20 protein-coding genes and 1 tRNA gene are annotated in these 23,911 nt (G+C 70.2%); 10 read left to right on the forward strand and 11 right to left on the reverse strand.

The window, feature by feature from the left end:
* Nucleotides 1-645 precede the first annotated feature (645 nt).
* The 3 genes from prfB to F0L46_RS05765 form a co-directional block, all read right to left on the reverse strand.
* Nucleotides 646-1,774, reverse strand: a protein-coding gene (prfB, locus tag F0L46_RS05755; protein WP_149816102.1) for a peptide chain release factor 2 whose coding sequence is annotated in 2 segments (ribosomal slippage) — nucleotides 646-1,704 and nucleotides 1,706-1,774 — 1,128 coding nt in all. Because the reading frame shifts where the segments join, the coding sequence is not laid out codon by codon here.
* A gap of 77 nt (nucleotides 1,775-1,851) precedes the next feature.
* Nucleotides 1,852-4,263 carry a penicillin-binding protein 1A gene (locus F0L46_RS05760; protein WP_149816103.1) on the reverse strand — a complete coding sequence of 804 codons (2,412 nt, stop codon included), beginning with the start codon at nucleotides 4,261-4,263 and terminating at the stop codon, nucleotides 1,852-1,854.
* Between the two features lie 127 nt (nucleotides 4,264-4,390).
* Nucleotides 4,391-5,617: an N-acetylmuramoyl-L-alanine amidase gene (locus F0L46_RS05765; RefSeq protein WP_149816104.1), complete on the reverse strand. Its 1,227-nt coding sequence runs from the start codon at nucleotides 5,615-5,617 to the stop codon at nucleotides 4,391-4,393.
* Nucleotides 5,618-6,290: 673 nt separating this feature from the next.
* On the opposite strand from F0L46_RS05765, the gene F0L46_RS05770 reads away from it, so the two are divergent.
* The 3 genes from F0L46_RS05770 (at nucleotide 6,291) to F0L46_RS05780 (ending at nucleotide 11,556) form a co-directional block, all read left to right on the forward strand.
* Nucleotides 6,291-8,873, forward strand: a complete 2,583-nt coding sequence (locus F0L46_RS05770; protein ID WP_149816105.1) for an Rne/Rng family ribonuclease — start codon at nucleotides 6,291-6,293, stop codon at nucleotides 8,871-8,873.
* Nucleotides 8,874-9,017: 144 nt separating this feature from the next.
* Nucleotides 9,018-11,054, forward strand: a complete 2,037-nt coding sequence (locus F0L46_RS05775) for a prolyl oligopeptidase family serine peptidase (protein ID WP_149816106.1) — start codon at nucleotides 9,018-9,020, stop codon at nucleotides 11,052-11,054.
* 235 nt (nucleotides 11,055-11,289) lie between these two features.
* Nucleotides 11,290-11,556 (forward strand): adenylosuccinate synthetase, encoded by a 267-nt coding sequence (locus F0L46_RS05780; RefSeq protein WP_149816107.1) that lies wholly within the window; start codon nucleotides 11,290-11,292, stop codon nucleotides 11,554-11,556.
* Nucleotides 11,557-11,592: 36 nt separating this feature from the next.
* Here F0L46_RS05780 and F0L46_RS05785 read toward each other — a convergent pair whose 3' ends face one another.
* Together F0L46_RS05785 and mgtE are read right to left on the reverse strand one after the other, a co-directional pair.
* Nucleotides 11,593-12,414, reverse strand: coding sequence for a glycoside hydrolase family 25 protein (locus F0L46_RS05785; protein WP_149816108.1), 822 nt, complete (start codon nucleotides 12,412-12,414; stop codon nucleotides 11,593-11,595).
* A gap of 90 nt (nucleotides 12,415-12,504) precedes the next feature.
* On the reverse strand, nucleotides 12,505-13,923 hold the full coding sequence (gene mgtE / locus F0L46_RS05790; RefSeq protein WP_149816109.1) for a magnesium transporter: 1,419 nt from the start codon (nucleotides 13,921-13,923) through the stop codon (nucleotides 12,505-12,507).
* A 116-nt stretch (nucleotides 13,924-14,039) separates the two neighbouring features.
* Between mgtE and F0L46_RS05795 the strand changes: the two genes are divergently transcribed.
* Nucleotides 14,040-14,483: a DUF488 domain-containing protein gene (locus F0L46_RS05795; protein ID WP_149816110.1), complete on the forward strand. Its 444-nt coding sequence runs from the start codon at nucleotides 14,040-14,042 to the stop codon at nucleotides 14,481-14,483.
* 62 nt (nucleotides 14,484-14,545) lie between these two features.
* Here F0L46_RS05795 and F0L46_RS05800 read toward each other — a convergent pair.
* Nucleotides 14,546-14,630 (reverse strand) — tRNA-Leu (locus F0L46_RS05800).
* A 107-nt stretch (nucleotides 14,631-14,737) separates the two neighbouring features.
* The gene (locus F0L46_RS05805; RefSeq protein WP_149816111.1) at nucleotides 14,738-15,037 is read right to left on the reverse strand and encodes a FliM/FliN family flagellar motor switch protein; all 300 of its coding nucleotides are present in this window, start codon (nucleotides 15,035-15,037) and stop codon (nucleotides 14,738-14,740) included.
* A gap of 81 nt (nucleotides 15,038-15,118) precedes the next feature.
* Here F0L46_RS05805 and lipB point away from each other — a divergent pair, with 81 nt between their 5' ends.
* Complete coding sequence (gene lipB, locus F0L46_RS05810; protein WP_240539885.1) at nucleotides 15,119-15,820, forward strand: lipoyl(octanoyl) transferase LipB; 702 nt, start codon at nucleotides 15,119-15,121, stop codon at nucleotides 15,818-15,820.
* Here the strand turns inward: lipB and F0L46_RS05815 are convergent.
* Complete coding sequence (locus F0L46_RS05815) at nucleotides 15,817-16,041, reverse strand: ribbon-helix-helix domain-containing protein (RefSeq protein ID WP_149816112.1); 225 nt, start codon at nucleotides 16,039-16,041, stop codon at nucleotides 15,817-15,819. The genes lipB and F0L46_RS05815 overlap by 4 nt on opposite strands.
* A complete protein-coding gene (locus tag F0L46_RS05820; protein WP_149816113.1) occupies nucleotides 16,038-16,223 on the reverse strand; it encodes a DUF4169 family protein in 186 nt (61 codons plus the stop codon). Before F0L46_RS05820 ends, F0L46_RS05815 begins: the two co-directional genes overlap by 4 nt.
* A 136-nt stretch (nucleotides 16,224-16,359) precedes the next feature.
* On the opposite strand from F0L46_RS05820, the gene F0L46_RS05825 reads away from it, so the two are divergent.
* Both F0L46_RS05825 and F0L46_RS05830 read left to right on the forward strand, forming a co-directional pair.
* Nucleotides 16,360-17,532, forward strand: a complete 1,173-nt coding sequence (locus F0L46_RS05825) for a zinc-dependent alcohol dehydrogenase (RefSeq protein ID WP_149816114.1) — start codon at nucleotides 16,360-16,362, stop codon at nucleotides 17,530-17,532.
* Nucleotides 17,533-17,545: 13 nt separating this feature from the next.
* A complete protein-coding gene (locus F0L46_RS05830) occupies nucleotides 17,546-18,094 on the forward strand; it encodes a cyclase dehydrase (protein WP_149816115.1) in 549 nt (182 codons plus the stop codon).
* Nucleotides 18,095-18,163: 69 nt separating this feature from the next.
* Here F0L46_RS05830 and F0L46_RS05835 read toward each other — a convergent pair whose 3' ends face one another.
* Entirely contained in the window at nucleotides 18,164-18,625 is a 462-nt protein-coding gene (locus F0L46_RS05835; protein WP_149816116.1) for an SRPBCC family protein, read from the reverse strand.
* Nucleotides 18,626-18,727: 102 nt separating this feature from the next.
* Between F0L46_RS05835 and pcaD the strand changes: the two genes are divergently transcribed.
* The gene (gene pcaD / locus F0L46_RS05840; RefSeq protein WP_149816117.1) at nucleotides 18,728-19,504 is read left to right on the forward strand and encodes a 3-oxoadipate enol-lactonase; all 777 of its coding nucleotides are present in this window, start codon (nucleotides 18,728-18,730) and stop codon (nucleotides 19,502-19,504) included.
* A 21-nt stretch (nucleotides 19,505-19,525) separates the two neighbouring features.
* On the opposite strand, the gene F0L46_RS05845 is transcribed toward pcaD, so the two are convergent.
* Nucleotides 19,526-20,371 carry an AAA family ATPase gene (locus F0L46_RS05845; RefSeq protein WP_149816118.1) on the reverse strand — a complete coding sequence of 282 codons (846 nt, stop codon included), beginning with the start codon at nucleotides 20,369-20,371 and terminating at the stop codon, nucleotides 19,526-19,528.
* 144 nt (nucleotides 20,372-20,515) lie between these two features.
* Here F0L46_RS05845 and F0L46_RS05850 point away from each other — a divergent pair, with 144 nt between their 5' ends.
* A complete protein-coding gene (locus F0L46_RS05850) occupies nucleotides 20,516-21,805 on the forward strand; it encodes a cystathionine gamma-synthase family protein (RefSeq protein WP_149816119.1) in 1,290 nt (429 codons plus the stop codon).
* Nucleotides 21,806-22,111: 306 nt separating this feature from the next.
* Nucleotides 22,112-23,905: a cation:proton antiporter domain-containing protein gene (locus F0L46_RS05855; RefSeq protein WP_149816120.1), complete on the forward strand. Its 1,794-nt coding sequence runs from the start codon at nucleotides 22,112-22,114 to the stop codon at nucleotides 23,903-23,905.
* The last annotated feature ends 6 nt before the right edge of the window (nucleotides 23,906-23,911 follow it).

Genomic DNA, 23,911 nt, shown 5'->3' on the forward strand with positions numbered 1-23,911 from the left:
GCCCGCCTCGGCCGCGCGTCAGTCTGACCGATGGCGACGCGCCTAGACGGCCGCTGATGCGTGCCGGGGCGACCCGGACGGGGCCGGACCATCGACCCGGGCCCCCGTGGACGCCGCTGGGCTCTAAGCTCACGGCCGACTGCCACAATCGAGCCCGCGGCGTCCCGCGCCCCCTCGATCCTCTCTCGCCCGCCCTCCGGCAGACGGCCGGACCGGCCGGGCCGCCCTCGGGGCGCGATGCGCCATGTCCGGGCGACCTCCCCTCTCCCATGGGGAGAGGGATGCACGAAGTGCCAGGGGGTGAGGGGGTACCACGCCGGTCCAGCGGTTCCCCAACCCCCTCATGCTGAGGAGCCTGCGCCAGCAGGCGTCTCGAAGCACGCACCACGCTTCCACAACCGTCCGGAGATCACTGGAGCGCCCTTCGAGGCCGGGCTCACGCAGGGCACCTCAGGACGAGGGTGTCGGTGGGGGCAGCGGGGCGGGAGACCTCTGGTTCGAGGTGGTACCCCCTCACCCCCGGCCCCTCTCCCCATGGGAGAGGGGAGGCGCGCGCCCTCCTATAGGGTAGGAGGGCTTGGCAAGGGCATGAGAGGCGCGGACCACAATCCCATCGGGACGCCGCCTGCCGGCGCCCGCAATCGCTCAGTCGATGTCCTCGACCTCTTCCCCGCCGCCGTAGACGCGCTGGGCGAGGGCGGCCTCCACGAAGGGGTCGATCTCGCCGTCGAGCACGTCGCCGGGGCTCGTGGATTGGGTGCCGGTGCGCAGGTCCTTCACGAGCTGGTAGGGCTGGAGGACGTAGGAGCGGATCTGGTGACCCCAGCCGATCTCGGTCTTGGCGGCGGCCTCGGCGTTCGCCTTCTCCTCGCGCTTCTTCAGCTCCGCCTCGTAGAGGCGGGCGCGCAGCATGTTCCAGGCGGTGGCCCGGTTCTTGTGCTGGGAGCGCTCCTGCTGGCAGGCCACCACGATGCCGCTGGGGATGTGCGTGATGCGCACCGCCGAATCGGTGGTGTTGACGTGCTGGCCGCCGGCGCCCGACGAGCGGAAGGTGTCGATCCGGCAGTCGGACTCCTTGACCTCGATGTTGATGCGGTCGTCCACTACGGGATAGACCCACACGGAGGCGAAGCTCGTGTGCCGGCGGGCGTTCGAATCGAAGGGCGAGATGCGCACCAGCCGGTGCACGCCCGATTCGGTCTTGAGCCAGCCATAGGCGTTGTGGCCCTTGATCAGGAGCGTCGCGCCCTTGATCCCGGCCTCCTCGCCGTCGGTGATGTCCATGAGCTGGACCTTGTAGCCGCGCCGCTCGGCCCACCGGGAATACATGCGGTGGAGCATGTTGGCCCAGTCCTGGCTCTCCGTGCCGCCGGCCCCGGAATGGACCTCCAGGTAGGTGTCGTTCGCGTCCGCCTCGCCCGAGAGCAGCGTCTCGACCTGCCGGCGCGCGGCCTCCGTCTGCACCTTGCGGATCAGGACCTCGCCCTCGGCGACCGTGGAGGCGTCGCCCTCGGATTCGCCGAGCTCGATGAAGGTGAGCGCGTCCTCGATGTCGCGCTCCAGGGCCTTGATCGCCGCGATCTGCTCCTCGAGGGCCGTGCGCTCGCGCATGACCTTCTGGGCGTTGTCGGCGTCGTTCCAGAGGTTGGGATCCTCCGAGAGAGCGTTGAGCTCGCTCAGGCGGCGCTGCGCGTGGTCCCAGTCAAAGATGCCTCCTCAGCAGCCCTATGGACTGCTTGGCGGTCTCGAGAAGCGATTCGATTTCGGCGCGCATGGTGCGTTCGCAGGACCCCAGGGATGGAGGGGGTGATTACCCGCCCCCTCCCCTCATGTAAACCCGACGGGCGGGCTCTAGTAGAGGCCGCCGGTGCCGGCGCCCGCGGCGCGCTCGGCCTCCGGCGTCACGCCGCCGCCGCCGAGCCCGATGACGGAGTAGTTGTCGGGCGGCGCGGTGCCGGGCTTGAACGCCTCCAGGATCGTCCCGCTCTCGCCCCCGGCCCGCAGGCCGCTCGCCGCGCTGATGCGGATGAGCTTCACGCCGGGCGGCACGCGGAACGGCGTCGCAGGCTTGTCCTTGAGCGCGGCGGCCATGAAGTCGCGGAAGATCGGCGCCGCGTACTGGCCCGCCGTGGCGGAGGAGCCGAGCGAGCGCGGCCGGTCGTAGCCGAGATAGACGCCCACCGCGAGGTCGGGGGAGAAGCCCACGAACCACACGTCCTTGGCGTCGTTGGTGGTGCCCGTCTTGCCCGCGAGCGGCTTGCCCACCGCCTTGACCACCTGCGCGGTGCCGCGCTGGACCACGCCCTCCAGCATGGAGACCATCTGGTAGGCGGTGATCGGGTCGAGCACCTGCTCGCGCTTGTCGACGAGCTTGGGCTCGTTCTGGTTCGCCCACGCCTCGGCGGCGCAGCCCACGCATTCGCGCTCGTCGTGGCGGTAGATCGTCTGCCCCATGCGGTCCTGGATGCGGTCGATGAGGCTCGGCTTGATGCGCCGTCCGCCGTTCACGAGCATGGCATAGGCCGCGGTCATGCGCATGACCGTGGTCTCGCCCGCGCCGAGCGACATGGAGAGCACCGGCAGCATGTCGTCGTAGATGCCGAAGCGCCGGGCGTACTCGGAGACCAGCGGCATGCCGACGTCCTTGGCCAGCCGCACCGTCATGAGGTTCTTCGAGTGCTCGATGCCGTAGCGCAGGGTGCGCGGGCCCGACGACTTGCCGTCGTAGTTCGACGGCGTCCAGGCCTCCTGGCCCGGGCCCATGTCGACGGTGATCGGCGCGTCGAGGACCACGCTGGAGGGCGTGTAGCCGTTGTCGAGGGCGGTGGCGTAGACGAAGGGCTTGAAGGAGGAGCCGGGTTGGCGCTGGGCCTGCGTGGCGCGGTTGAACTCGCCCTGGTCGAAGGAGAACCCGCCGACCATCGCCTGCACGCGGCCCGTATAGGGGTCCATGGCCACGAGGGCGCCGGAGATCTCGGGGATCTGCCGCAGCCGGTACTGGCCCATCTTGCCCTCCAGGGGCTCGACATAGACCACGTCGCCGGGGCTCACCGTGCGCTCGACGGGCCGGCGCGTCCAGCGCATGCCGTCGGCGGGGATCACGCCGGTCTGGCGGTCGCGGGACACGGCGCCGGAGGGCTCGCGGCGGGGCTGCAGGCCGATCTTGGCCTCGTTCTTGTTGACCTCCAGCACCACGGCGATGCGCCAGGGCTGCACGTCGGTGAAGGCGCGCACCTCGGCGAGCGCGGTGCCCCATTCCCGGGCGCCGACCTCGATCCGCTGCTCGGTCCCGCGCCAGCCGCGGGCCTCGTCGAAGCGCACCAGACCGTCCACGAGCGCCCGGCGGGCGAAGGCCTGGAGCTTGGGATCGAGCGTCGCTCGCACCGACAGGCCGCCCTCGTAGAGCTTCTTCTCGCCGTAGCGCTCGGCGATGTCGCGGCGCACCTCCTCGGCGAAGAAGCCCGAGGCGATGGTGTTGGGCGAGACCACCCGCGGGTTCACGTCGAGCGGCGTCTTCTTGGCCGCGTCGCCGTCCTCGCGCTTGGCGTAGCCGTTGTCGACCATGCGGTCGATCACCCAGTTGCGGCGCTCGATCGCCGCCTGGCGGCCGCGGAAGGGATGGTAGTTGTTGGGCGCCTTCGGCAGCGCCGCCAGATAGGCCGCCTCCGCGAGGCTGAGCTCGTGGACGGACTTGCCGAAATAGTTCAGCGCCGCGGCGGCGACGCCGTAATTGCCGAGGCCGAGATAGATCTCGTTGAGATAGAGCTCGAGGATCCGGTCCTTCGAGAAGGCGCTCTCGATGCGCAGCGCGATGAGCGCCTCGCGGATCTTGCGCTCGTAGGAGCGCTCGTTGGTGAGCAGGAAGTTCTTCGCCACCTGCTGCGTGATCGTCGAGGCGCCCTGCTCGCGCCGGCCGCCCGAGCGCAGGTTCGTCACGATGGCGCGGGCGATGCCCTCGGGGTCGATGCCGCCGTGCTTGTAGAAGTTCTTGTCCTCGGCCGAGAGGAACGCGGCGAGCACGGTCTTCGGCACGGCCTGGATCGGCAGGAAGAGGCGCCGCTCGCGGGCGTACTCGGCGAGCAGGCTGCCGTCCGCCGCATGGACGCGGGTCATCACGGGCGGCTCGTAATTGGCGAGCTGCGCGTGGTCCGGCAGGTCCTTCGAATAGTGCCAGTAGAAATAGCCCAGCACGGCGGCGCTCAGGACGAAGAGCACGGCGCCGATGCTGAACAGAAACCCGAAAATCCGCAGGATGATGCGCATCCGCCCCGATCCGTCGCTGAGGGACTCCACCGCACCCGGCGGCCCCGCCCCATGTTCCCGCTCCGGGGCCAAACCGCAAGGTGGCCCAGCGGGAATCGTTACACCCATGGCGCCACAGACACGGGATCTATGGTGAAACTGGGGCGCCTGCGCCGATCGCGTGCCGCGTCGCGAAGTAGCGGTCGATCGCCGCCGCCATTGCGGCCGTCGACTTGGCCCGCCAGTCCTCGGACTGCAGAAGGTCGATGTCCTTGCGGCTCGACAGGTAGCCGAGCTCGACCAGCACGGAGGGCACGTCGTGGGCGCGCAGCACCACGAAGCCGGCCTCGCGATGGGGGTTCGAGTTGAGGTTCATCACAGGCTCCAGCTCGCCCACGAGCTTGCGCGCGAATCCGTTGGAAAACCCCCGGGTCTCGCGCAGCGTGAGGTCGCGCAGGATGTCGGCGACGTCCCCCGCCGTCTCGGCGGCCGCATGCCCCGCGATGGCGTCGGCCTGGTTCTCGCGGTTGGCGAGCCGCTCCGATTCGGCGTCGGTGGCGCGCTCGGAGCCCGTATAGACCGTGAGCCCGCGCACCTGCGGCTGGTTCGAGATCGAGTCGGCATGGACCGAGATGAAGAGATCGGCCCGCGCCACCTGGGCGATGCGCACCCGCTCGCCCAGCGGCACGAACACGTCCGTGGAGCGGGTCATCACCACCCGGTAGCGCCGCTCGCTCTCCAGGCGCTGGCGCAGCCGCTCCGTGAAGGCGAGCACGAGATCCTTCTCGTGCACCCCCGCCGCCGTGCGGGCGCCCGGATCGATGCCGCCGTGACCCGCATCGATGACGATCACCGGCCGCCGGTCGCCCTTCGGATCGGGGATCGGGGTCGGCGGGGCGGGGATCGCGGCGGCGGCGTCGACCGCCGCCTGGCGGGCGAAGGTCTCCCGGTCCGTGCGCACGAGCTCGAGGGTGAGGATCGCTGCGCCGTCGGCGCGCACCGAGCTCTCCACCCGCGAGACGAGGGCCGGCCGCTCGAGGTCGACGACGATGCGGGAGCGGCCCGCCGCGTATTGCCCGAAGCGGAACGAGGCGATCGCGCCGCCCCGCGCCTTGGCGCCATCGGCGGGCAGCTGGAAGTTCACCTCCGGCAGGTCGACGATCACCCGGTCGGGCCGCTCCATGACGGCGGCCCGGGCGGTCACGGGCCGCGAGAGCGTGACGACGAGCCGCGTCTTGTGCCCCTCGCTCGCCACCTCGGCCGCCACGGCGACGAGCGGGACGGGAGCGTCGGCGGGGCGCGCCGGAGCGGGGCCGCCCGCGAGCAGGAGCGTCAGGCCGGCGGCGAGACAGCGAAGGATCGTGGCGTTTGGCATGGCGGGGCGTGTTCCTCGATCGCCCTCGTACCCGATACTGGCGGCATGGTTAACAGGTCCTCAACGCGCGAGCGGCGCCGCACGTGCCCCGTGCCGCGCCGCCATCGAGGCGGGAGGGGCGCCGCGCCGGGGACCGCGACGGCGCGCACGAAGCGCCGCGGCGCAGCCCTGCCCCCGTCTATCTTCAACGGAGACCTTGCCAAATGCCCGCGCAAGTCTGTAATGATCGGGACCCCGTCCGGCATCGTCGAAGCTGACGGAGGGCTCGCTTGCCGGCCGCCAGGGCCGGGTTTCGAACCCTTCTCCTCCTGCAGATGCGCAACCGGACGGTGTCGTGCACCGCGACGCCGCTGCGTCGCGTCATCCGATAAGCCGGCTCGCCCGGCGCATCGACTTCGAAGGGGCCATGGGATGGGCGCAGGGACGGGATCGGCTTCGATGCCTGCCGTTGCGCCGATCGTGCCGCCCGGACCGCTTTGCAGGACCGCCGTCCTGCCGGCGCCGTCAGTGCCCATGGCTCAGGTCATAACCCCCCGCGCCCCCCAGCGGCGCGACATGTCGGGTCCCTCCCGGCCGCTCTCCTCGCCTTTGCGCCGTGCACCGGCACAAGGAGCGTCGCGCCAAGCGACGCGGATCGGAGCGCCGGGCGGATCCGCACCCTCTGGTGTTTTCAATGGCAAACAAAATGTTGATCGACGCCTCCCACCCGGAAGAGACCCGGGTGGTTGTCGTTCGCGGCTCGAAGGTCGAGGAGTTCGACTTCGAGTCCGCAAGCCGTAGGCAGCTGCGCGGCAACATCTACCTCGCGAAGGTCACGCGGGTCGAGCCCTCGCTCCAGGCGGCCTTCATCGAGTATGGCGGCAACCGGCACGGCTTCCTCGCGTTCAGCGAGATCCACCCGGACTATTACCAGATCCCCACCGCCGACCGTCAGGCGCTGCTGGAGGACGAGGCCCGCGCCGAGCGCGACCAGGAGCGCGACGACGACCGCCGCCGCTCCCGGCGCGGCCGCAACGAGGCCCCCAAGGCCGCCTCGGCCGAGAGCGGCGAGGCCGTCTCGGAGGGCGAGAGCGAGGGCGATGAGCACGCCGACGCGGAGGCGAACGGCGACGAGGAGGACGTGGTCGAGCAGCTCGGCGGCGATTCCCTCGACGAGCTGCCCGAGCGCACCCGCTCGCCCCGGCGCCAGTACAAGATCCAGGAGGTGATCAAGCGCCGCCAGATCCTGCTGGTCCAGGTCGTCAAGGAGGAGCGCGGCAACAAGGGCGCGGCGCTCACGACCTACCTCTCGCTCGCCGGCCGCTATTCGGTGCTGATGCCCAACACCGCGCGCGGCGGCGGCATCTCCCGGAAGATCACCTCCGCCGATGACCGCAAGCGCCTCAAGACCATCGCGCAGGACCTCGAGGTTCCCGAGGGCATGGGCGTGATCCTGCGCACCGCGGGCGCGTCGCGCACCCGGCCGGAGATCAAGCGCGACTTCGAGTACCTGATGCGGATGTGGGAGAGCGTTCGCGAGCTCACCCTGAAATCGTCGGCCCCGGCCCTCGTCTACGAGGAGGGCTCGCTCATCAAGCGCGCCATCCGCGACCTCTACAACAAGGACATCGACGAGGTTCTCGTCTCCGGTGAGGACGGGTACCGCGAGGCCAAGGACTTCATGCGCATGCTCATGCCGAGCCATGCCAAGGTGGTGAAGCCCTATCGCGAGGCCTCGCCGCTCTTCGCCCGCTTCGGCGTGGAGCAGCAGCTCGACGCGATGTTCTCGAACAACGTGTCGCTGAAGTCGGGCGGCTATCTCGTGATCAACCCGACGGAGGCGCTCGTCTCCATCGACGTGAACTCGGGCCGCTCCACCCGCGAGCACAACATCGAGGACACGGCGCTGAAGACGAACCTGGAGGCCGCCGACGAGGTGGCGCGCCAGCTGCGCCTGCGCGACCTCGCGGGCCTGATCGTCATCGACTTCATCGACATGGACGAGAAGCGCAACAACCGCGCGGTCGAGAAGCGTCTCAAGGACGCCCTCAAGACCGACCGGGCGCGCATCCAGGTCGGACGGATCTCCGCCTTCGGCCTCATGGAGATGTCTCGCCAGCGCATCCGCACGGGCGTGCTGGAGAGCTCGTCGGTCCCCTGCCCCGTCTGCGCCGGCATCGGCACCGTGCGGGCGACGCCGTCGGTCGCGCTGCACGTCCTGCGCTCCATCGAGGAGCAGCTCATCAAGAGCGCCTCGCACAACTTGAACGTCCGCACCCACATGGCGGTGGCGTTCTACATCTTGAACCAGAAGCGCCTGCACCTGCGCGAGCTCGAGGAGCGCTTCGGGGTCGAGATCATGATCAGCGTCGACGAGACGCTGCCGCCGGCGACCTCCTACGCCGTGGACCGCACCGATCCCGCCCTGCGCGTGGAATCGAAGGCGCCCGCGACGGGGATCAAGATCGACACGATCGCGCCGCCCGAGATGGAGGAGGATCCCGATCCCGTCGTCGAGGAGGACGAGGACGAGGAGGAGACCGAGGCCGAGGCGCCCGCCAGGACCGCCCGCGCCGAGAGCGAGGGCGAGGGTGAGGGGGAAGGCGGCCGCCGCCGCCGGCGCCGCCGCCGCCGTCGGGGCCGGGGCAACGGCGAGACGCGCGAGCACGCGGGCTCCGCAGAGACCGAAGGCGACGAGGACGAGCAGGCCGGCGACGCCGTCGCGGCCGCCCCGACGCCCCGTGCGTCCGAGGAGCGCTCCGACGGCCGCAGGCGCCGCAACCGCCGCGGCGGGCGTGGTGGCCGGGGCAATGGGGCCCCGGGCGGCGACGAGGCGGGCGAGGCCGGTGAGGTCGAGACGGTCGAGGTGCCGCTGACCGCCACCGAGCCGGTGGTCGAGGAGCCGATCGCCGCCGTGGCATCGGTGGACGCGGAGGAGCCGGCGACCCCGGCTCCCGCCATCGCGGAGGCCGCTCCCGAGGAGGCCCCGGCCGCGAAGCCCCGCGCCCGCCGCCGCAAGCGCGTCGAGATCGCGACCACCGAGGAGGCTCCCGCCGCCGAGGTGCCGGCACCTGCACCCGTCGAGGCCGAAGCCGCCCCGGCTCCCGCGCCGGAGATCGCGGCCGCTCCGCCGGCTCCCGCGGAGCCGGAGGAGCCGGCCCCGGCGCCGCAGCCGCTCCCTGAGCCCGAGGTGATCGTGCTCACGCCGCCCGACCCGAACCGGCCCAAGCGTGCCGGCTGGTGGTCCAAGGCCAAGGCCGCCCTCACCGGCGAATGAACCAAGGAGCCCCCTCCCCACCGGGAGGGGGCTCTTCTCGTTGTGGGGCGGAACAAGCCAAAGCGCCGCACCGCGCGATCCAAACCGCGGCGTCCGCGTTGGACGCGCGGGCCGCGACCCGGCCCGTCCGCACCGGAGAGCCCGATGACCGAGACCAGCGACCCATATCTGTGGCTCGAGAACGTCGAGGGAGGCGAGGCGCTTGCCTGGGTGCGGGCCCGCGACGAGGCCACGACCGGGGTCCTGTGCGATGCGGCCTTCGAGGCCGACAAGGCCGCGATCTACGAGATCTCGACCCGCCCCACGAACATCCCGTTCATCACGCGCCGGGGCCGCTACGTCTACAATTACTGGCAGGACCAGACCCACGTGCGCGGCCTGTGGCGCCGCACCACGCTGGACAGCTATCGCTCGCCCAACCCCGCCTGGGACGTGCTCCTCGACCTCGACGCCCTGGCCCGCCAGGAGGGCGAGGACTGGGTCTGGCGCGGCTGCTCCACCTTTGAGCCCGAGCACCGCATGGGCCTCGTGAGCCTGTCGCGGGGCGGCGCCGACGCCACCGTCACCCGGGAGTTCGACCTTGAGGCGAAAGGGTTCGTGGCCGGGGGTTTCGAGCTGCCCGAAGCGAAAGGCGGCGCCACCTGGATCGATCGCGACACCCTCATGGTCTCCGCCACCCTCGGCGACGACCCGGCGACCGCCTCCGGCTATCCGCGCAAGGTCCGCCGATGGCGGCGCGGCGAGCCGTTCGAGGCGACCCCGGTCCTCTACGAGGGCGAGCGGAGCGACGTCTGGATCTCCGGCTCCGTCGACCGGGAGCCCGGCTTCGAGCGGACCTTCCTGCGCCGCCAGATCACGTTCGAGGAAGGCGAGAGCTTCCTCATGGGCGACGACGGCATGCTCCGACGTCTCGACCTGCCCCTCGACGCGCGCTTCACCGTCGACCGCGACTGGATCTTCGTCCGGCTGAAATCGGACTGGTCCCTCCCCGGTCGCACCTACCCGGCGGACGCGCTGCTCGCCGCCTCGTTCACGGCGTTCCTCGACGGCGCGCGCGACTTCTCGGTCCTGTTCGAGCCCGCCCCGAGGCGGGTGCTGGAGAGCTTCTTCTGGGCGGAATCGAAGCTGTTCATCACGGTGCTCGACAACCTCGCGAGCGAGATCCTCGTCGCCCGCCCCGACGCCTCGGGGGCCTGGGACATCGCTCCCGTCCCGGGGCTGCCGGACGCGGCGAACGTCGACGTGTGGCCCCTCGACGCCGGCTCGCTGGAGCGCACCGACGAGGTGCTCGTCTCGGTGACGAGCTTCCTCCAGCCGTCCGCGCTCGGCATGATCCACGCCGACGGCCGCTTCGAGATCCTGAAGGAAGCGCCCTCCGCCTTCGACGCGACGGGCCTCGCCGTAACCCGCCACGAGGCGATCGCGGCGGACGGCGAGCGGATCCCCTATTTCGAGATCGGCCCCGCCGACCGGAACGGCCCCGCCCCAGCCGTCCTCTACGGCTATGGCGGCTTCTCGGTGTCAATGACGCCGTCCTATCTCGGCTCCGTCGGCAAGGTCTGGCTGGAGCGCGGCGGCGTCTGGGTGGTCGCGGTGATCCGCGGCGGCGGCGAGTTCGGCTCGGGCTGGCACAAGGCCGGCATGCGCGAGGGCAAGCGCACCTCGCACGACGACTTCGCGGCGATCGCGGCCGATCTCGTGGACCGGGGCGTCACCACGCCGCGCCGGCTCGCGGCCTATGGCGGCTCGAACGGCGGGCTCCTCGTGGGCAACATGCTCACCCGCTATCCCGAGCGCTTCGGCGCCATCTGGTGCACCGTGCCGCTCCTCGACATGCGCCGCTACACGGGCCTGCTCGCCGGCGCGAGCTGGATGGCGGAGTACGGCGATCCCGACAAGCCGGAGGACTGGGCCTTCATGCAGGGCTTCTCGGCCTACCAGAACGTGGCGCCGGACAAGGCCTACCCGCCCGTCCTCCTCGTCACCTCGCGCCGCGACGACCGCGTCCATCCGGGCCACGCCAGGAAGATGGCGGCGCGGCTGATGGAGGTCGGGGCGGACGTGCTCTTCTACGAGCCGGACGAGGGCGGGCACGGTGCCGCCAACAAGGAGCAGGCGGCGTCCCTGTCCGCTCTCGGGTTCTCGTTCCTGCGCCGCACCATAGGGCGCGCGGACGCCTGAGGACGCGATCCCGGAGCAGGCGCCGGCCCGTCGAGGCGTTGCCGCGCCTTGTAGGAAAACGCCGCGGTTCTACGGATCCGAAGCGATGCCTTTTCTTCGAAATGCGGGCTTTTCTTGCAGCGCGTCATCACCGTCAAAGAAACGTGAAGCCGTTTTTGGACGGGGCTTCTTGCCTTCACCTCGGAACTAGACGACGCTGGTGATGTTGAAGCTCGAATCAGAGGAGGGTGGTTCGATGACGGCACGCAATGCTCACCCACCGGTTCGCGAGGCGTACAATCTCTTCCGGCGCCGCTCGGAGCCGGATCTCGTCTGTGCCGTTCCCGAGGATCGCACGGTCCCCGAGTTCGTGACGGCGAGCGACTGGGAGTTCGGCGGCAAGACGACGGGGGCACCGATGGGAGATTTCGATCTCCAGGCCGCCCGTGCGTCCGTACGCTTCAACGGCTTCTATCTCTATCATGCCTATCTGAGCCGCATGCAGGCCGGCCAGGCGCGCTGAAGCGCGCCTGCGCTCACGGGTGGAAGCCGAGGGCTCTCACTTGCCGCACAAGCCGATCCGCTCGAGGGTCCGCACGTCGCGGGGATCGCAGTCGGTCGCGAGGAAGCGGCGCCACTCCGCGGTGGAGCCATAGAAGGCGTTGCGGTCCACGTCCCCGCGAATGCCGGGCACCCGACCCGTCGTGGTGTATTGCCAGAAGGTCCAGCGACGGCCCACGTAGCGCTGATGCGTCTCGGCGGCGACGCTGCGCAGCCAGAACGGATAGGTGTCGAACTCCGTCGTCCCCTCGAAGACGTCACGGTGGAACGTGATGTCGGTATAGATGATGGGACGCTTGCCGGTGTGCTCCTCCATGGCCCGCAGGAGGATGCGGATCTTCTCCTGCGCGGTCTCGCGGGGGAGCGTCTTGGGGCAGGTGCGGGAATGGCCGTTCCATTCGACGTCGAGGACGGGCGGCAGCGCGTCCGGGTCGTTGGGCACGTTCGCCTTGAACCATTCCGCCTGCTCGTGCGCCGGACGGCACCAGAACACGAAATGGTAGGCGCCGCGCGGGATGCCGGCGGCCCGGGCACCGGCCCAGTTCTCGCGGAACTTCGGATCGATGTGATCCCCGCCCTCGGTGGCCTTCATGAACACGAACTGCGTGCCCGCGGAGCGCACCGCGTCCCAGTCGATCTCCGACTGCCAGCGCGAGATATCGATGCCGTGGACGGGGAAGTTCTGCGCCGAGGCGACGCCGTCGTGGGGCCTCGCGTCACCCTTCTTCGGGTAGTAGGCGCGCTCGCCGATCGAGCAGGACGCCAGGGCGAGGCACAGGAGCAACGCGCCGAGCGGGCGGCTGAGGGGGAAGGAGGGCATGTTCACTAACGCAACACACGAACGGAGAAGCCTCACCATGCTTCATCAAGGCTGACGAAGGCTTAACGCGCCACGAATTGTCGGCGCTCCCTAGCCGAGGCCGAACCAGAGCGTCGCGATCCCGAGGAACGCGAAGAAGCCGACGACGTCCGTGATGGTGGTGACGAAAGGGCCCGAGGCCACCGCCGGATCGACCTCGAAGCGGTCGAGCAGCACCGGGATGACGATGCCGCCGAAGGCCGCCGAGGTCAGCGTCACGATGAGGGCAAGCCCGATGACCGGCCCGAGGCTCGGGAGCCCGAACCAGACCACCGCGACCACGCCCATGACGAGCGCGAAGGCGACGCCGTTGATGAGCCCCACCAGGATCTCGCGCCCGACGATCCGGCGCACGTTGCCGCGCCCGAGGTTGCGGGTGGCGAGCGCACGCACGGCGACGGTCATCGATTGCGTGCCGGCATTCCCGCCCATCGAGGCCACGATCGGCATGAGGACGGCGAGCGCCACCATCTTCTCCAGCGACTTCTCGAACAGGCCGATGACCGCCGAGGCGAGGATCGCGGTCAGCAGGTTCACCAACAGCCAGGTGAAACGGCCGCGCGCGATCTCCCATACGTTGTCGGACAATTCCTCGTCCGGCTTCACGCCGCCGAGCGCCTTGATCTCGGCGTCGGCCTCCTCCTCGATGACGTCGACCACGTCGTCGATGGTGATGACGCCGACCAGACGTCCCGCCTCGTCGATCACGGCGGCCGAGACGAGGTTGTAGCGCTGGAAGCGCCGCGCCACGTCCTCCTGCTGGTCCGTCGCTTCGACCTGGTCGGGCTCGTCGAGCATGATCCCGGAGATGCGCACGGGCCGCTTGCTGCGCAGGAGCTTGTCGAGGGGAACGGATCCGAGCAGCCGGATTCCGGGATCGACGACGAAGATCTCGTAGAACGTGTCCGGCAGCTCCTCCGTCTCGCGCATGAAGTCGATCGTCTGCCCCACGGTCCAGAACGGGGGCACGGCGATGAACTCCGTCTGCATCAGGCGGCCGGCGCTGTCCTCCGGGTAGTCGAGGGCGCGCTGGAGCGCGACGCGCTCCACGGCCGGCAGATGCTGGAGGATCTCGGCCTGATCGGCATCGGTGAGGTCCTCCAGGATGTAGACCGCGTCGTCCGAGTCGAGATCGCGGACGCCCTCTGCGACGGTCTCGGTCTCGAGCTCCTCGAGGATCTCCTCACGAACGGCGTCGTCCACCTCGGTGAGGGCCGAGAAGTCGAAGTCGCGTCCCAGGAGCTCGATGAGCTGCGGGCGCTCCTCCGGCTCCAGAGCCTCCAGGAGCGTGCCGACGTCCGCCTGGTGCAGGTCCTCCACGAGGAGCGAGACCCGGCCACGGTCTCCCGCGCCGACGGCATCGGAGACCGCGTCGACGAAGGCCGGGTTGATCTCCTCGTCCTCGTCCAGGCGAAAGGGCGGCGGCTCGCGCCGGGCGGCAGGGATCGTCGCCGTGTCGACGGTTTCCATCGCTCACCCCCTCTTTTTCCGGTTCGTCCGGGCTTGTAGGCGGCTGGGCCGGGCCTGACAATGCGACACCGGCGGAAAGGCGGGGGTTTCCGCCCGATCGCGCACCAGGAGCCCGCATGAGCCCCACGATCTTCACCATCGGCTACGAGGGCGCCGACCCGGAGCGTTTCGCCGCCGCCCTCGACCATGCCGGCGTCGCCGTCCTCGCCGACGTGCGGGCCGTGGCCCTCTCGCGCAAGCGCGGCTTCTCCAAAAATGCGCTGCGGGCGAATCTCCTGGCCGGCGGCATGGCCTACGAGCACTTCGTGGCGCTGGGCACCCCGAAGGCCGGGCGCGAGGCGGCTCGAGCGGGGGACGCGGCCGGCCTGCGAGCCGTCTACGAGACCCAGCTCGCCACGCCCGAGGCTCAGGACGCGTTCGCCGACCTCGAAACGCTCGCGCGCCAGCGACCGATCTGCCTCATGTGCTTCGAGCGTGACCCCGCCCTGTGCCACCGCCGTATGCTGGCGGAGCGTCTGGAGGGATTGGGGTTCAGGACGGTCGACCTCACGGTGCCGTGAGAGCCCTGAAACGGCAACGGCGACCCGAAGGTCGCCGTTGCAGGAGCCCGGTGGCTCATATTTGGTGCGGCCGAGAGGACTCGAACCTCCACTGGTTGCCCAACTAGCACCTCAAGCTAGCGCGTCTACCAATTCCGCCACGGCCGCGGGAGGCTCCGGAGCGGCCAAGGCCGTTTCGTCCGGAGCGGCGGTGCGAATACCAAATCGATCGGACCACCACAAGCGAATAAAGCAGCCCGTCGCGACGATCGGGCTCAAATCTCCGCCGCCGCGGCGAGCGCCACGCCGCCGCCGCCGATCGTGAAGCCCGGACGGTCGATCACGTCGGGCCGGCGGATGATCTCCGTGATCTCCACCTGGATGCGGGTTCCGGTCACGACGACCTGTCCCCGGGCGATCGGGTGGTCGTTGGCGAGGATCTCCACGGTGTCGTTCTCCGTGGCCTCCAGCTCGATGATGGCGCCGCGGCCCATGCGCAGCAGCATGTGGATGGGCATGCGGTTGCGCCCCAGAACCACCGTGACGTCCACTTTCAGGCTGTCGATGGTGGTCAAGGCGGTCCCCTTCGAGTCGACGCGGGCCCCCGCGCCGCTTACATGCTGCGGGAACCGACTTGATCAAAACAGGGTGAACCGGTGGTTAACGTCCGGGAACGGCTGCCAGACACCTTCCTGGCCGGCGGGGGCTCGCCTCCCGTGCGCTGGAGCGTGACGGACGGGCTCGTCGACTACGCCGAGGCCGTCGCCGCCATGGAGGCCCGCGCGGCGGCGATCGCGGAGGGACGCGCGGACGAGCTGGTGTGGCTCCTGGAGCACCCTCCCCTCTACACGGCAGGCACCTCCGCCCGCGACGAGGACCTGATCGAGCCGGACCGGTTTCCCGTCCACCGCACGGGCCGCGGCGGGCAGTTCACCTATCATGGTCCGGGCCAGCGGGTCGCCTACGTGATGCTCGACCTCAACCGCCGGGCGCCCGACTTGCGCCGCTACGTGGCGGCGCTCGAAGCGTGGCTCATCGGGACGCTCGCGGCCTTCAACATCCGCGGCGAGCGGCGGGAGGACCGGGTGGGCGTCTGGGTGCGACGGCCTGACCGGGGCGCGGACGCGGAGGACAAGATCGCCGCCATCGGCATCCGCGTCCGCCGCTGGACGACCTTCCACGGCATCAGCCTCAACGTGGAGCCCGACCTGTCGCACTTCTCCGGCATCGTGCCGTGCGGGGTGTCCCGGCACGGGGTGACGAGCCTCGTCGATCTCGGCATCCCGGTCACGATGCCGGAGGTGGATATGGCGCTGCGGGCGGCCTTCGAGGACGTCTTCGGGCCGACCGCCGATTAGCGCGAGGCGGCCTCTCGCAGCGCCTGCAGGACGTGGACGCGGATTGCGGATGAGAGGTTCGCCTCGCCCCGGCCGGAGTCGATCTCCCCCACGAGCCCCGCGAGCGAGAGCCCCCGCACCGCCGCGAGGGCGCGCAGCTCGGCCCAGAACGGCTCCTCGAGCGACACGCTCGTGCGGTGGCCGGCGATGGACAAGGAGCGCTTGACGACCCGCGCGCTCAAGGCTCGTCCCGGTCGAGCCGATGCCCCTCGTGCCGGCGCTCGCTGAGCTTCTCCAGCTCGTCGGCCTTCTGGCGCTCGGCCTTGGTGCGCCCGAAGGCGGTGCGGTTTGCGGCGGCCTTGGCCTCCTTCTCGGCCTTCATCCGCGCCTTCCTCGCCTGACGCAGGTTGATGATCTCGCCCATGGCTCTCTCCTCGCGCCCGATCATATCGCGGGTCGCGCGCCGTTTGAACCAGCCCGGCTCCCGCGAACCTTTCGCACGGCGACGCGTTTGCGCAGCGAACGGGGCCCTTGCGGCCGCGGACGCGAGGAGAGATTCGATGAAGGCTCTGGTCTGGCACGGCACGAAGGACATCCGCTGCGACGAGGTCCCCGATCCGCAGATCGAGCAGCCGCGCGACGCCATCATCAAGGTCACGAGCTGCGCCATCTGCGGCTCGGACCTGCACCTCTACGATCACTTCATGCCGGGGATGCAGAACGGCGACATCCTGGGCCACGAGTCGATGGGCGAGGTGGTGGAGGTCGGCCCCGAGGCGAAGCACGCCCTCAAGGTGGGCGACCGCGTCGTGATCCCGTTCACGATCATCTGCGGGCAGTGCGAGCAGTGCAAGCGCGGCAACTTCTCGGTCTGCGAGCGGACGAACCGCAACAAGGACATCGCCGCCAAGGCCTTCGGGCACACGACAGCGGGCCTGTTCGGCTACACGCACCTCACGGGCGGCTATGCCGGCGGCCAGGCCGAGTACCTGCGGGTGCCCTATGCCGACGCCACGCACATCAAGGTGCCGAAGACCCTCACGGACGAGCAGCTGCTGTTCTTGAGCGACATCTTTCCGACGGGCTGGCAGGCTGCCGTGCAGTGCGACATCCAGCCCGACGACACGGTCGCGATCTGGGGCGCCGGGCCGGTGGGCCAGATGGCGATCCGCTCGGCGATCCTGCTCGGCGCCAAGCAGGTGATCTGCATCGACCGCGTGCCGGAGCGCCTCGACATGGCGAGGGCTGGCGGGGCGATCACGATCAACTTCGAGACCGAGAGCGTGATCGAGCGCCTCAACGAGCTCACCCGCGGGCGCGGCCCCGAGAAGTGCATCGACTGCGTCGGCCTCGAGGCGCACGCGACCGCCACCCTCGACGCCATGTACGACCGCGCCAAGCAGGCCGTCGCCCTCGAGACGGATCGTCCCCACGTGCTGCGCGAGATGATCTATGTGTGCCGTCCGGGCGGCGTGCTCTCGATCCCGGGCGTCTATGGCGGGCTCCTCGACAAGATCCCGTTCGGAGCCTCCATGAACAAGGGCCTGACCTGGCGGATGGGCCAGACCCACGTCAACCGCTGGACCGGCGATCTCCTGCGCCTCATCGAGGAGGGCAAGATCGATCCGTCCTTCGTCATCACCCACACGGTCGGGCTCGAGCAGGGACCCGACATGTACAAGGTGTTCCGTGACAAGCAGGACGGCTGCATCAAGGTCGTGATCAAGCCTTAAGGGAACCGACGCCATGCGCTTTGAGACCGAACGCACCCGCCGCCGGGGCCACCCGGATTCCGCCACCGACGCCCTCGCCCGGGGCCTGGGCTGGTTCTCCATCGGGCTGGGCCTCACCGAGCTGTTCGGCGCCCGTTCCCTCACCCGGGCGCTCGGCATGGAAGGCCAGGAGACCCTGGTGCGCGCCTATGGCGTGCGCGAGATCGCGACGGGGATCGGGATCCTCGCCTCCGAGGATCCGACGCCCTGGATCTGGGGACGGGTCGCGGGCGACGCCCTCGATCTCGCGACGCTCGCGACGCAGCTCAAGGGCGGCAACCGGGAGCGGGAGAATATCGGCATCGCGATCGGGGCAGTGGCCGGCGTGACGGCGCTCGACATCCTGTGCGCCCAGACCCTGAGCCAGGAGAGCGCCACGCCGCTCGCGCCGAGCCGCGACTACTCGGATCGAAGCGGGCTTCCGCGCTCGCCCGATGCCATGCGCGGGGCCGCGCTGGGCAGCGTCCACATCCCGGACGACTACAAGACGCCCGAGTCGCTGCGGCCCTACCCGCTGCATTGAGCCGGCTGGCACCGTGCGGGCGGGGCCGGGAGGCCCCGCTCACCCTCAACGAGGCCGCGGCCGCGGTGCCTAGGCCGCCTCGGCAGGCGTGAGCGCCCTCACGAAGCAGGCGAAGAACTCGTCCGCGTTCTTCTTCGCCACGCCGTTCACGAGGCGCCCGCCGAGCTGCGCGAGCTTGCCGCCCACGGTCGCCTCGACGTCGTAGACGAGCTTGGTGCCGCCCTCGTCGCCGGGCTCCAGGCGCACCTTGGCGCCGCCCTTCGCGAAGCCCGCCACGCCGCCTTGGCCCTCGCCGCGGATCGTGTAGGCGTTCGGCGGATCGAGGTCCTGGAGCGAGATCCTGCCCTTGAAGGTCGCCTTCACGGGCCCGACCGCCACCTTCGCGACGGCCTCGAACTCGGTGTCGGAGACCTTGTTGAGCTCCTGGCAGCCGGGGATGCAGCTCTTGAGGACCTCGGGATCGTTCAGCGCGGCCCACACCGCGTCGCGCTCCGCCGGCAGGTTGACCTCGCCCGTCATCGTCATCGCCATCGGCCGTCTCCTCGGTGCCCGCTGGTCAGCGCCAGCTGAGGCGCCTAGCATAGCCGTCCCGGGCTGATCCGCCACCCACCTGACATGCCGAGGAGGCGCCCCATGCCGATGATCGATGTCGACGGGCTCGCCTTCCATGTCCGCATCGACGGCCGCGATGACGCGCCCCCGCTGATGCTCGGCAACTCCCTCTCGTCGAACCTGTCGATGTGGGATCCGCAGATGGCCGGCCTCGCCGAGCGTTACCGCGTGATCCGCTACGACCATCGCGGCCATGGCCGGAGCGCGGCGCCGGAGGGCCCCTACTCGATGGACCGGCTCGGCCAGGATGCCCTCGCCATCATGGACGCGCTCGGCGTCGCTCAGGCCCATTGGTGCGGGCTCTCGATGGGCGGGATGACCGGCATGTGGCTTCTCACCCATGCCCCCGACCGCATCGGCCGGGCGGTGCTCGCCAACACGGCGGCCCATATGGGCCCTCCGGACCTTTGGAACGGGCGCATCCGGACCGCCACTCGGGGCGGGATGGAGGCGCTCGTGGACGGCACGATCCAGCGCTGGTTCAAGCCGGGCTTCGCTGAACGCGATCCGGCGATGATCGCGGATGTGCGCGCCATGATCCTCGGCACGCCCGTCGCCGGCTATCAGGGCTGCTGCGCCGCGATCCGCGACATGGACCAGCGCGAAGCGATCCGGGGCATCCGCGCGCCCGTCCTCGTGATCGTCGGGGCGCACGATCCGGCGACGACCCCGGCCGCCGGGCAGCTCATCGCCGAGGCGATATCGGGTGCGCAGGCCGTAACGCTCGACGGAGCGCACCTGTCGAACCTTGAACAGCCCAAGGCCTTCACGCGGGCCGTGCTGGAGTTCCTGGGCTGAGGTGTCGCCGCGGGCAGGTGATCAGCGCCCCTCGCGGCGGGCCATGAAGGCGAGCTTCTCGAAGAGGCTGACGTCCTGCTCGTTCTTGAGCAGCGCGCCGTGCAGGGGCGGGATCGCCTTGCGCATGTCGCGCTCGCGCAGCACGTCGGGGCCGACGTCCTCGGAGAGGAGGAGCTTCAGCCAGTCGAGGAGTTCCGACGTGGAGGGCTTCTTCTTGAGGCCCGGCACGTCCCGCACCTCGAAGAACACGCGCAGGGCCTCCTCGACCAGGCGCTGCTTGATCCCCGGATAATGGACCTCGACGATGCGGGCCATGGTCTCGGGATCGGGGAAGCGGATGTAGTGGAAGAAGCAGCGGCGCAGGAACGCGTCGGGCAGCTCCTTCTCGTTGTTGGACGTGATGATCACCACGGGCCGCCGCTCGGCCCGGATCGTCTCGCCCGTCTCGTAGACGTGGAACTCCATCCGGTCGAGCTCCTGGAGGAGGTCGTTGGGGAACTCGATGTCGGCCTTGTCGATCTCGTCGATGAGCAGCACCGGCCGCTGCGGCGCGTCGAAGGCCTCCCAGAGCTTGCCGCGCCGGATGTAGTTGCGCACGTCCGACACGCGCGGGTCGCCGAGCTGGCTGTCCCGCAGGCGCGAGACCGCGTCGTACTCGTAGAGCCCCTGCTGCGCCTTGGTGGTCGACTTCACGTGCCAGGTGAGGAGCGGCGCGCCGAGCGCCCGCGCGATCTCCTCCGCCAGCACCGTCTTCCCCGTCCCGGGCTCGCCCTTCACGAGGAGCGGGCGCTCCAGGACGATCGCGGCGTTCACCGCGACCTTCAGGTCGTCGGTGGCGACATATGACTCGGTGCCGGTGAAGCGCATCGGGGCCTCGGCTGGAGGGATGACGATCCCGGGAGATAGGCTCACGGGCGAGGGTTGCGCAAGCGCGGGGCGACGACGCGGCGGGTTCGGGTCTATAAGGCTCCCCAATCAACACGCCCGCCATCGGCGGCGAAAGGGACGCCCATGACCCAGGACCGCTACCGCAAGGACCGCATCGGCAACCGGAAGCTCCGGCCCGAAACCCTGATGCTCGGCTACGGCTTCGACCCGCTCCTCTCCGAGGGCGCCGTGAAGCCGCCGATCTTCCTGACGTCCACCTTCGTGTTCAAGTCGGCCGAGCACGGCAAGGAGTTCTTCGACTACGTGGCGGGCCGGCGCGAGCCGCCGGCGGGCGAGGCGGCGGGGCTCGTCTACTCGCGCTTCAACCACCCCAATTCCGAGATCGTGGAGGACAGGCTCGCGGTGTTCGAGGAGGCCGAGGCCGCGTCGCTGTTCTCCTCCGGCATGTCGGCGATCGCGACGACGATCCTCGCTTTCGCGCGGCCGGGCGACGTGGTGCTCCACTCGCAGCCGCTCTATGGCGGCACCGAGACCCTCGTCGCCAAGACGCTGAAGAACCTCGGCATGCATGCGGTGGGCTTTTCGGACGGCGTGGACGAGGCGTCCGTCCGGCGCGCCGCCGAGGACGCGATGGCGAAGGGCCGGGTCTCCGTCATCAAGATCGAGACGCCGTCGAACCCCCTCAACACGCTGGTCGACATCGCCATGATCCGCCGCATCTCCGAGGAGATCGCCGGGCGCCAGGGCGGCACGCGGCCCGTGGTGATCTGCGACAACACCCTGCTCGGGCCCGTCTTCCAGCGCCCCTTGGAGCATGGCGCCGACATCTCGGTCTACTCGTTGACGAAATACGTCGGCGGTCATTCGGATCTCATCGCCGGCGCGGCCCTCGGCTCGAAGGAGCTCATGAAGCAGGTGCGCCTGCTGCGCTCGGCCATCGGCACCCAGCTCGACCCGTTCCCGTGCTGGATGCTGGCACGCTCGCTGGAGACGCTGGCGTTGCGCATGCGGGCGGCCAATCAGAACGGCGAGATCGTGGCGGAGTACCTGTCGAAGCACCCCGCCGTCGCGAAGGTGCACCACCTCGACTACCTGCCCGAGGACTCGGCCGAGGCGCGGGTCTACAAGGCGCAATGCGACGCGCCGGGCTCGACCTTCTCCTTCGACGTGAAGGGCGGCGAGGCGGAGGCCTTCCGCGTGCTGAACGCCCTGCAGATCTTCAAGCTCGCGGTGAGCCTCGGCGGGACCGAGTCGCTCACCTGCCATCCGGCTTCGACCACGCATTCCGGCGTGCCGAAGGAAACCCGCGACCGCCTCGGCGTCACCGACGCGACGATCCGCGTCTCGATCGGCATCGAGCACCCGGACGATCTCGTGGCGGACCTGGCGCAGGCCCTCGACGCGATCGCGTGACGCCACGCCCCCTCTCCCCTGAAGGGGGAGGGTGCCCCCCGGCGTCAGCGGGGGTCGGGTGAGGGGGGGCGAAAAAGCGGATCGAGGCGCTGGGAGGTCTGCAGTGGGGCCGATCTCACGCGCCGGCACGGGCAGCGCGAACCGTCTGACGGCCCCGGCTCCCGGCCTGCTCCGCAGGCCACCCTCTCCCTCCAGGGGAGAGGGTCGACGGCGCTAGCCTCCCGGCATCCGCCCCGCCGACCTGCGGGCAGAAGCCTTGCCCCCTCCCCTGCCTCCCCCCATCATGGCCCGAATCCAGGAGACCCGATGGCCGGAGCCGTTCCGTTCGAAGCCTACAAGGAGACGATCCTCTTCCTCGCGACGGCGGGTGTAGTGGTTCCGCTCTTCCATCGGCTTCGCGTGAGCCCCGTGCTTGGGTTCCTGGGCGCCGGGGCGCTTATCGGGCCGTTCGGGCTCGGGCGGCTTGCGGGCGATCACCCCTCGATCTCGTGGTTCACGATCACGAACGCGGAGGAGATCTCGCACATCGCCGAGTTCGGCGTGGTGTTTCTCCTGTTCACGATCGGCATCGAGCTGTCCTGGGAGCGCCTGCGCACCCTGCGCCGCCTCGTCTTCGGCCTCGGCACCCTCCAGGTGGTGGTCTCGACGGTGGCGATCGGCCTGATCGCGTTCGCGGCCGGCACGGGCGCGACCGCAGCCCTTCTGATCGGCCTCGCCCTGGCGCTCTCATCGACGGCCATCGTCCTTCCCGTGCTCGGCGAGCGGAGGCGGCTCAATGCGCCTGCCGGCCGCGCGAGCTTCGCGGTGCTCCTGTTCCAGGACCTTGCCGTCGCCCCGGTCCTCTTCGCCGTCACCGTCCTCGCGACCGATACCGGCCAGGCCGGCCTCGGCTTCGCCCTGGCGCTCGCCAAGGCGGCTCTCGCGGTGGGGCTCTTCGTGGTCTTCGGGCGACTTGCGCTGCGCCCGCTCTTCCAGCTCGTCGCTGCGACGCGAAGCCCCGAGCTGTTCATGGCGGCCTGCCTCCTGGTGGTGATCGGGGCCGGGCTCGCGGCGGCGTTCGCGGGTCTGTCGATGGCGCTCGGCGCCTTCATCGCGGGGCTGCTTCTCGCGGAGACGGAGTATCGGCGCGCGATCGAGGCGACGATCGACCCGTTCAAGGGCCTCCTTCTCGGCGTGTTCTTCGTGTCCGTGGGCATGGGCCTCAACCCGGCCGCCCTCCTCGCGTCGCCGCTCACCATCCTGGCGATCGCGCTGGGCCTCATGACCCTGAAGGCCGGGATCGTCTACGCGCTCGCGCTTCGCTTCCGGCTCGGCCGGGCCACGGCGCTTGAGGCGGGCCTGATGCTCGGCAATGGCGGCGAGTTCGCCTTCGTGATCCTCGGCGCGGCCTTGTCCCTCGGCGTGGTGCGCCAGGCTTTGGTGCAGGACATCCTCCTCGTCACGACCGTCACGATGATCGCCATTCCGTTCGTCGGCCGTCTGGCGAGCCTGTTCGAGCGGCGCACCCGGGCCCGGACGGTAGCCGAGGCGGCCGCGGAGCCGCTGCCTGAGGACGAGACGCCGCGGGTCGTCGTCGCGGGCTTCGGCCGCGTCGGTCAGCTCGTCGCCGACATGCTGACGCGGCATGGCGTCCCCTTCATCGCCCTCGACATGGACGCCGCCCGGGTGACGGAGCAGCGGCGGGCCGGCCGTCCGGTCTATTTCGGCGATTCGGGGAACCCGGAGATGCTGCGCCGCTGCGGGCTCGCGACCGCGCGGGCGCTCGTCGTGACGCTCGATTCGCCCAGGGGGGTCGAAAGCGTCGTCGCGGCGGCCAAAAGCGTCCGGTCGGACATCCCCATCGTGGCCCGGGCCCGCGACGCGCGGCATGCGACACAGCTCTACGAGATGGGTGTGGACGACGCAGTCCCCGAGACGATCGAGGCGAGCCTCCAGCTCTCGGAGGCCGTTCTCGTCGACCTCGGCGTCCCCATGGGCCTCGTCATCGCTTCGATCCACGAGCGCCGCGACGAGTACCGCCGGACGCTGAGGCGTCCGGCGGATGCAGGGACCCGGGTGGAGGCGGCGCCGTTCCAGGGCCGGCGCGCCTCACGCGGCTAGAGGCGC

The organism is Salinarimonas soli (assembly GCF_008386575.1).
GTDB classification, from domain to species: Bacteria; Pseudomonadota; Alphaproteobacteria; order Rhizobiales; family Beijerinckiaceae; genus Salinarimonas_A; species Salinarimonas_A soli.

Coding starts and splice junctions, on each gene's coding strand:
- F0L46_RS05850 (WP_149816119.1), top strand. CDS start 20,516: ATGACCCAGGACCGCTACCGCAAGGACCGCATCGGCAACCGGAAGCTC.
- F0L46_RS05765 (WP_149816104.1), bottom strand. CDS start 5,617: ATGCCAAACGCCACGATCCTTCGCTGTCTCGCCGCCGGCCTGACGCTC.
- F0L46_RS05760 (WP_149816103.1), bottom strand. CDS start 4,263: ATGCGCATCATCCTGCGGATTTTCGGGTTTCTGTTCAGCATCGGCGCC.
- F0L46_RS05770 (WP_149816105.1), top strand. CDS start 6,291: ATGGCAAACAAAATGTTGATCGACGCCTCCCACCCGGAAGAGACCCGG.
- F0L46_RS05825 (WP_149816114.1), top strand. CDS start 16,360: ATGAAGGCTCTGGTCTGGCACGGCACGAAGGACATCCGCTGCGACGAG.
- F0L46_RS05830 (WP_149816115.1), top strand. CDS start 17,546: ATGCGCTTTGAGACCGAACGCACCCGCCGCCGGGGCCACCCGGATTCC.
- mgtE (WP_149816109.1), bottom strand. CDS start 13,923: ATGGAAACCGTCGACACGGCGACGATCCCTGCCGCCCGGCGCGAGCCG.
- F0L46_RS05855 (WP_149816120.1), top strand. CDS start 22,112: ATGGCCGGAGCCGTTCCGTTCGAAGCCTACAAGGAGACGATCCTCTTC.
- F0L46_RS05795 (WP_149816110.1), top strand. CDS start 14,040: ATGAGCCCCACGATCTTCACCATCGGCTACGAGGGCGCCGACCCGGAG.
- F0L46_RS05785 (WP_149816108.1), bottom strand. CDS start 12,414: ATGCCCTCCTTCCCCCTCAGCCGCCCGCTCGGCGCGTTGCTCCTGTGC.
- F0L46_RS05820 (WP_149816113.1), bottom strand. CDS start 16,223: ATGGGCGAGATCATCAACCTGCGTCAGGCGAGGAAGGCGCGGATGAAG.
- F0L46_RS05835 (WP_149816116.1), bottom strand. CDS start 18,625: ATGGCGATGACGATGACGGGCGAGGTCAACCTGCCGGCGGAGCGCGAC.
- F0L46_RS05775 (WP_149816106.1), top strand. CDS start 9,018: ATGACCGAGACCAGCGACCCATATCTGTGGCTCGAGAACGTCGAGGGA.
- F0L46_RS05845 (WP_149816118.1), bottom strand. CDS start 20,371: ATGCGCTTCACCGGCACCGAGTCATATGTCGCCACCGACGACCTGAAG.
- pcaD (WP_149816117.1), top strand. CDS start 18,728: ATGCCGATGATCGATGTCGACGGGCTCGCCTTCCATGTCCGCATCGAC.
- F0L46_RS05780 (WP_149816107.1), top strand. CDS start 11,290: ATGACGGCACGCAATGCTCACCCACCGGTTCGCGAGGCGTACAATCTC.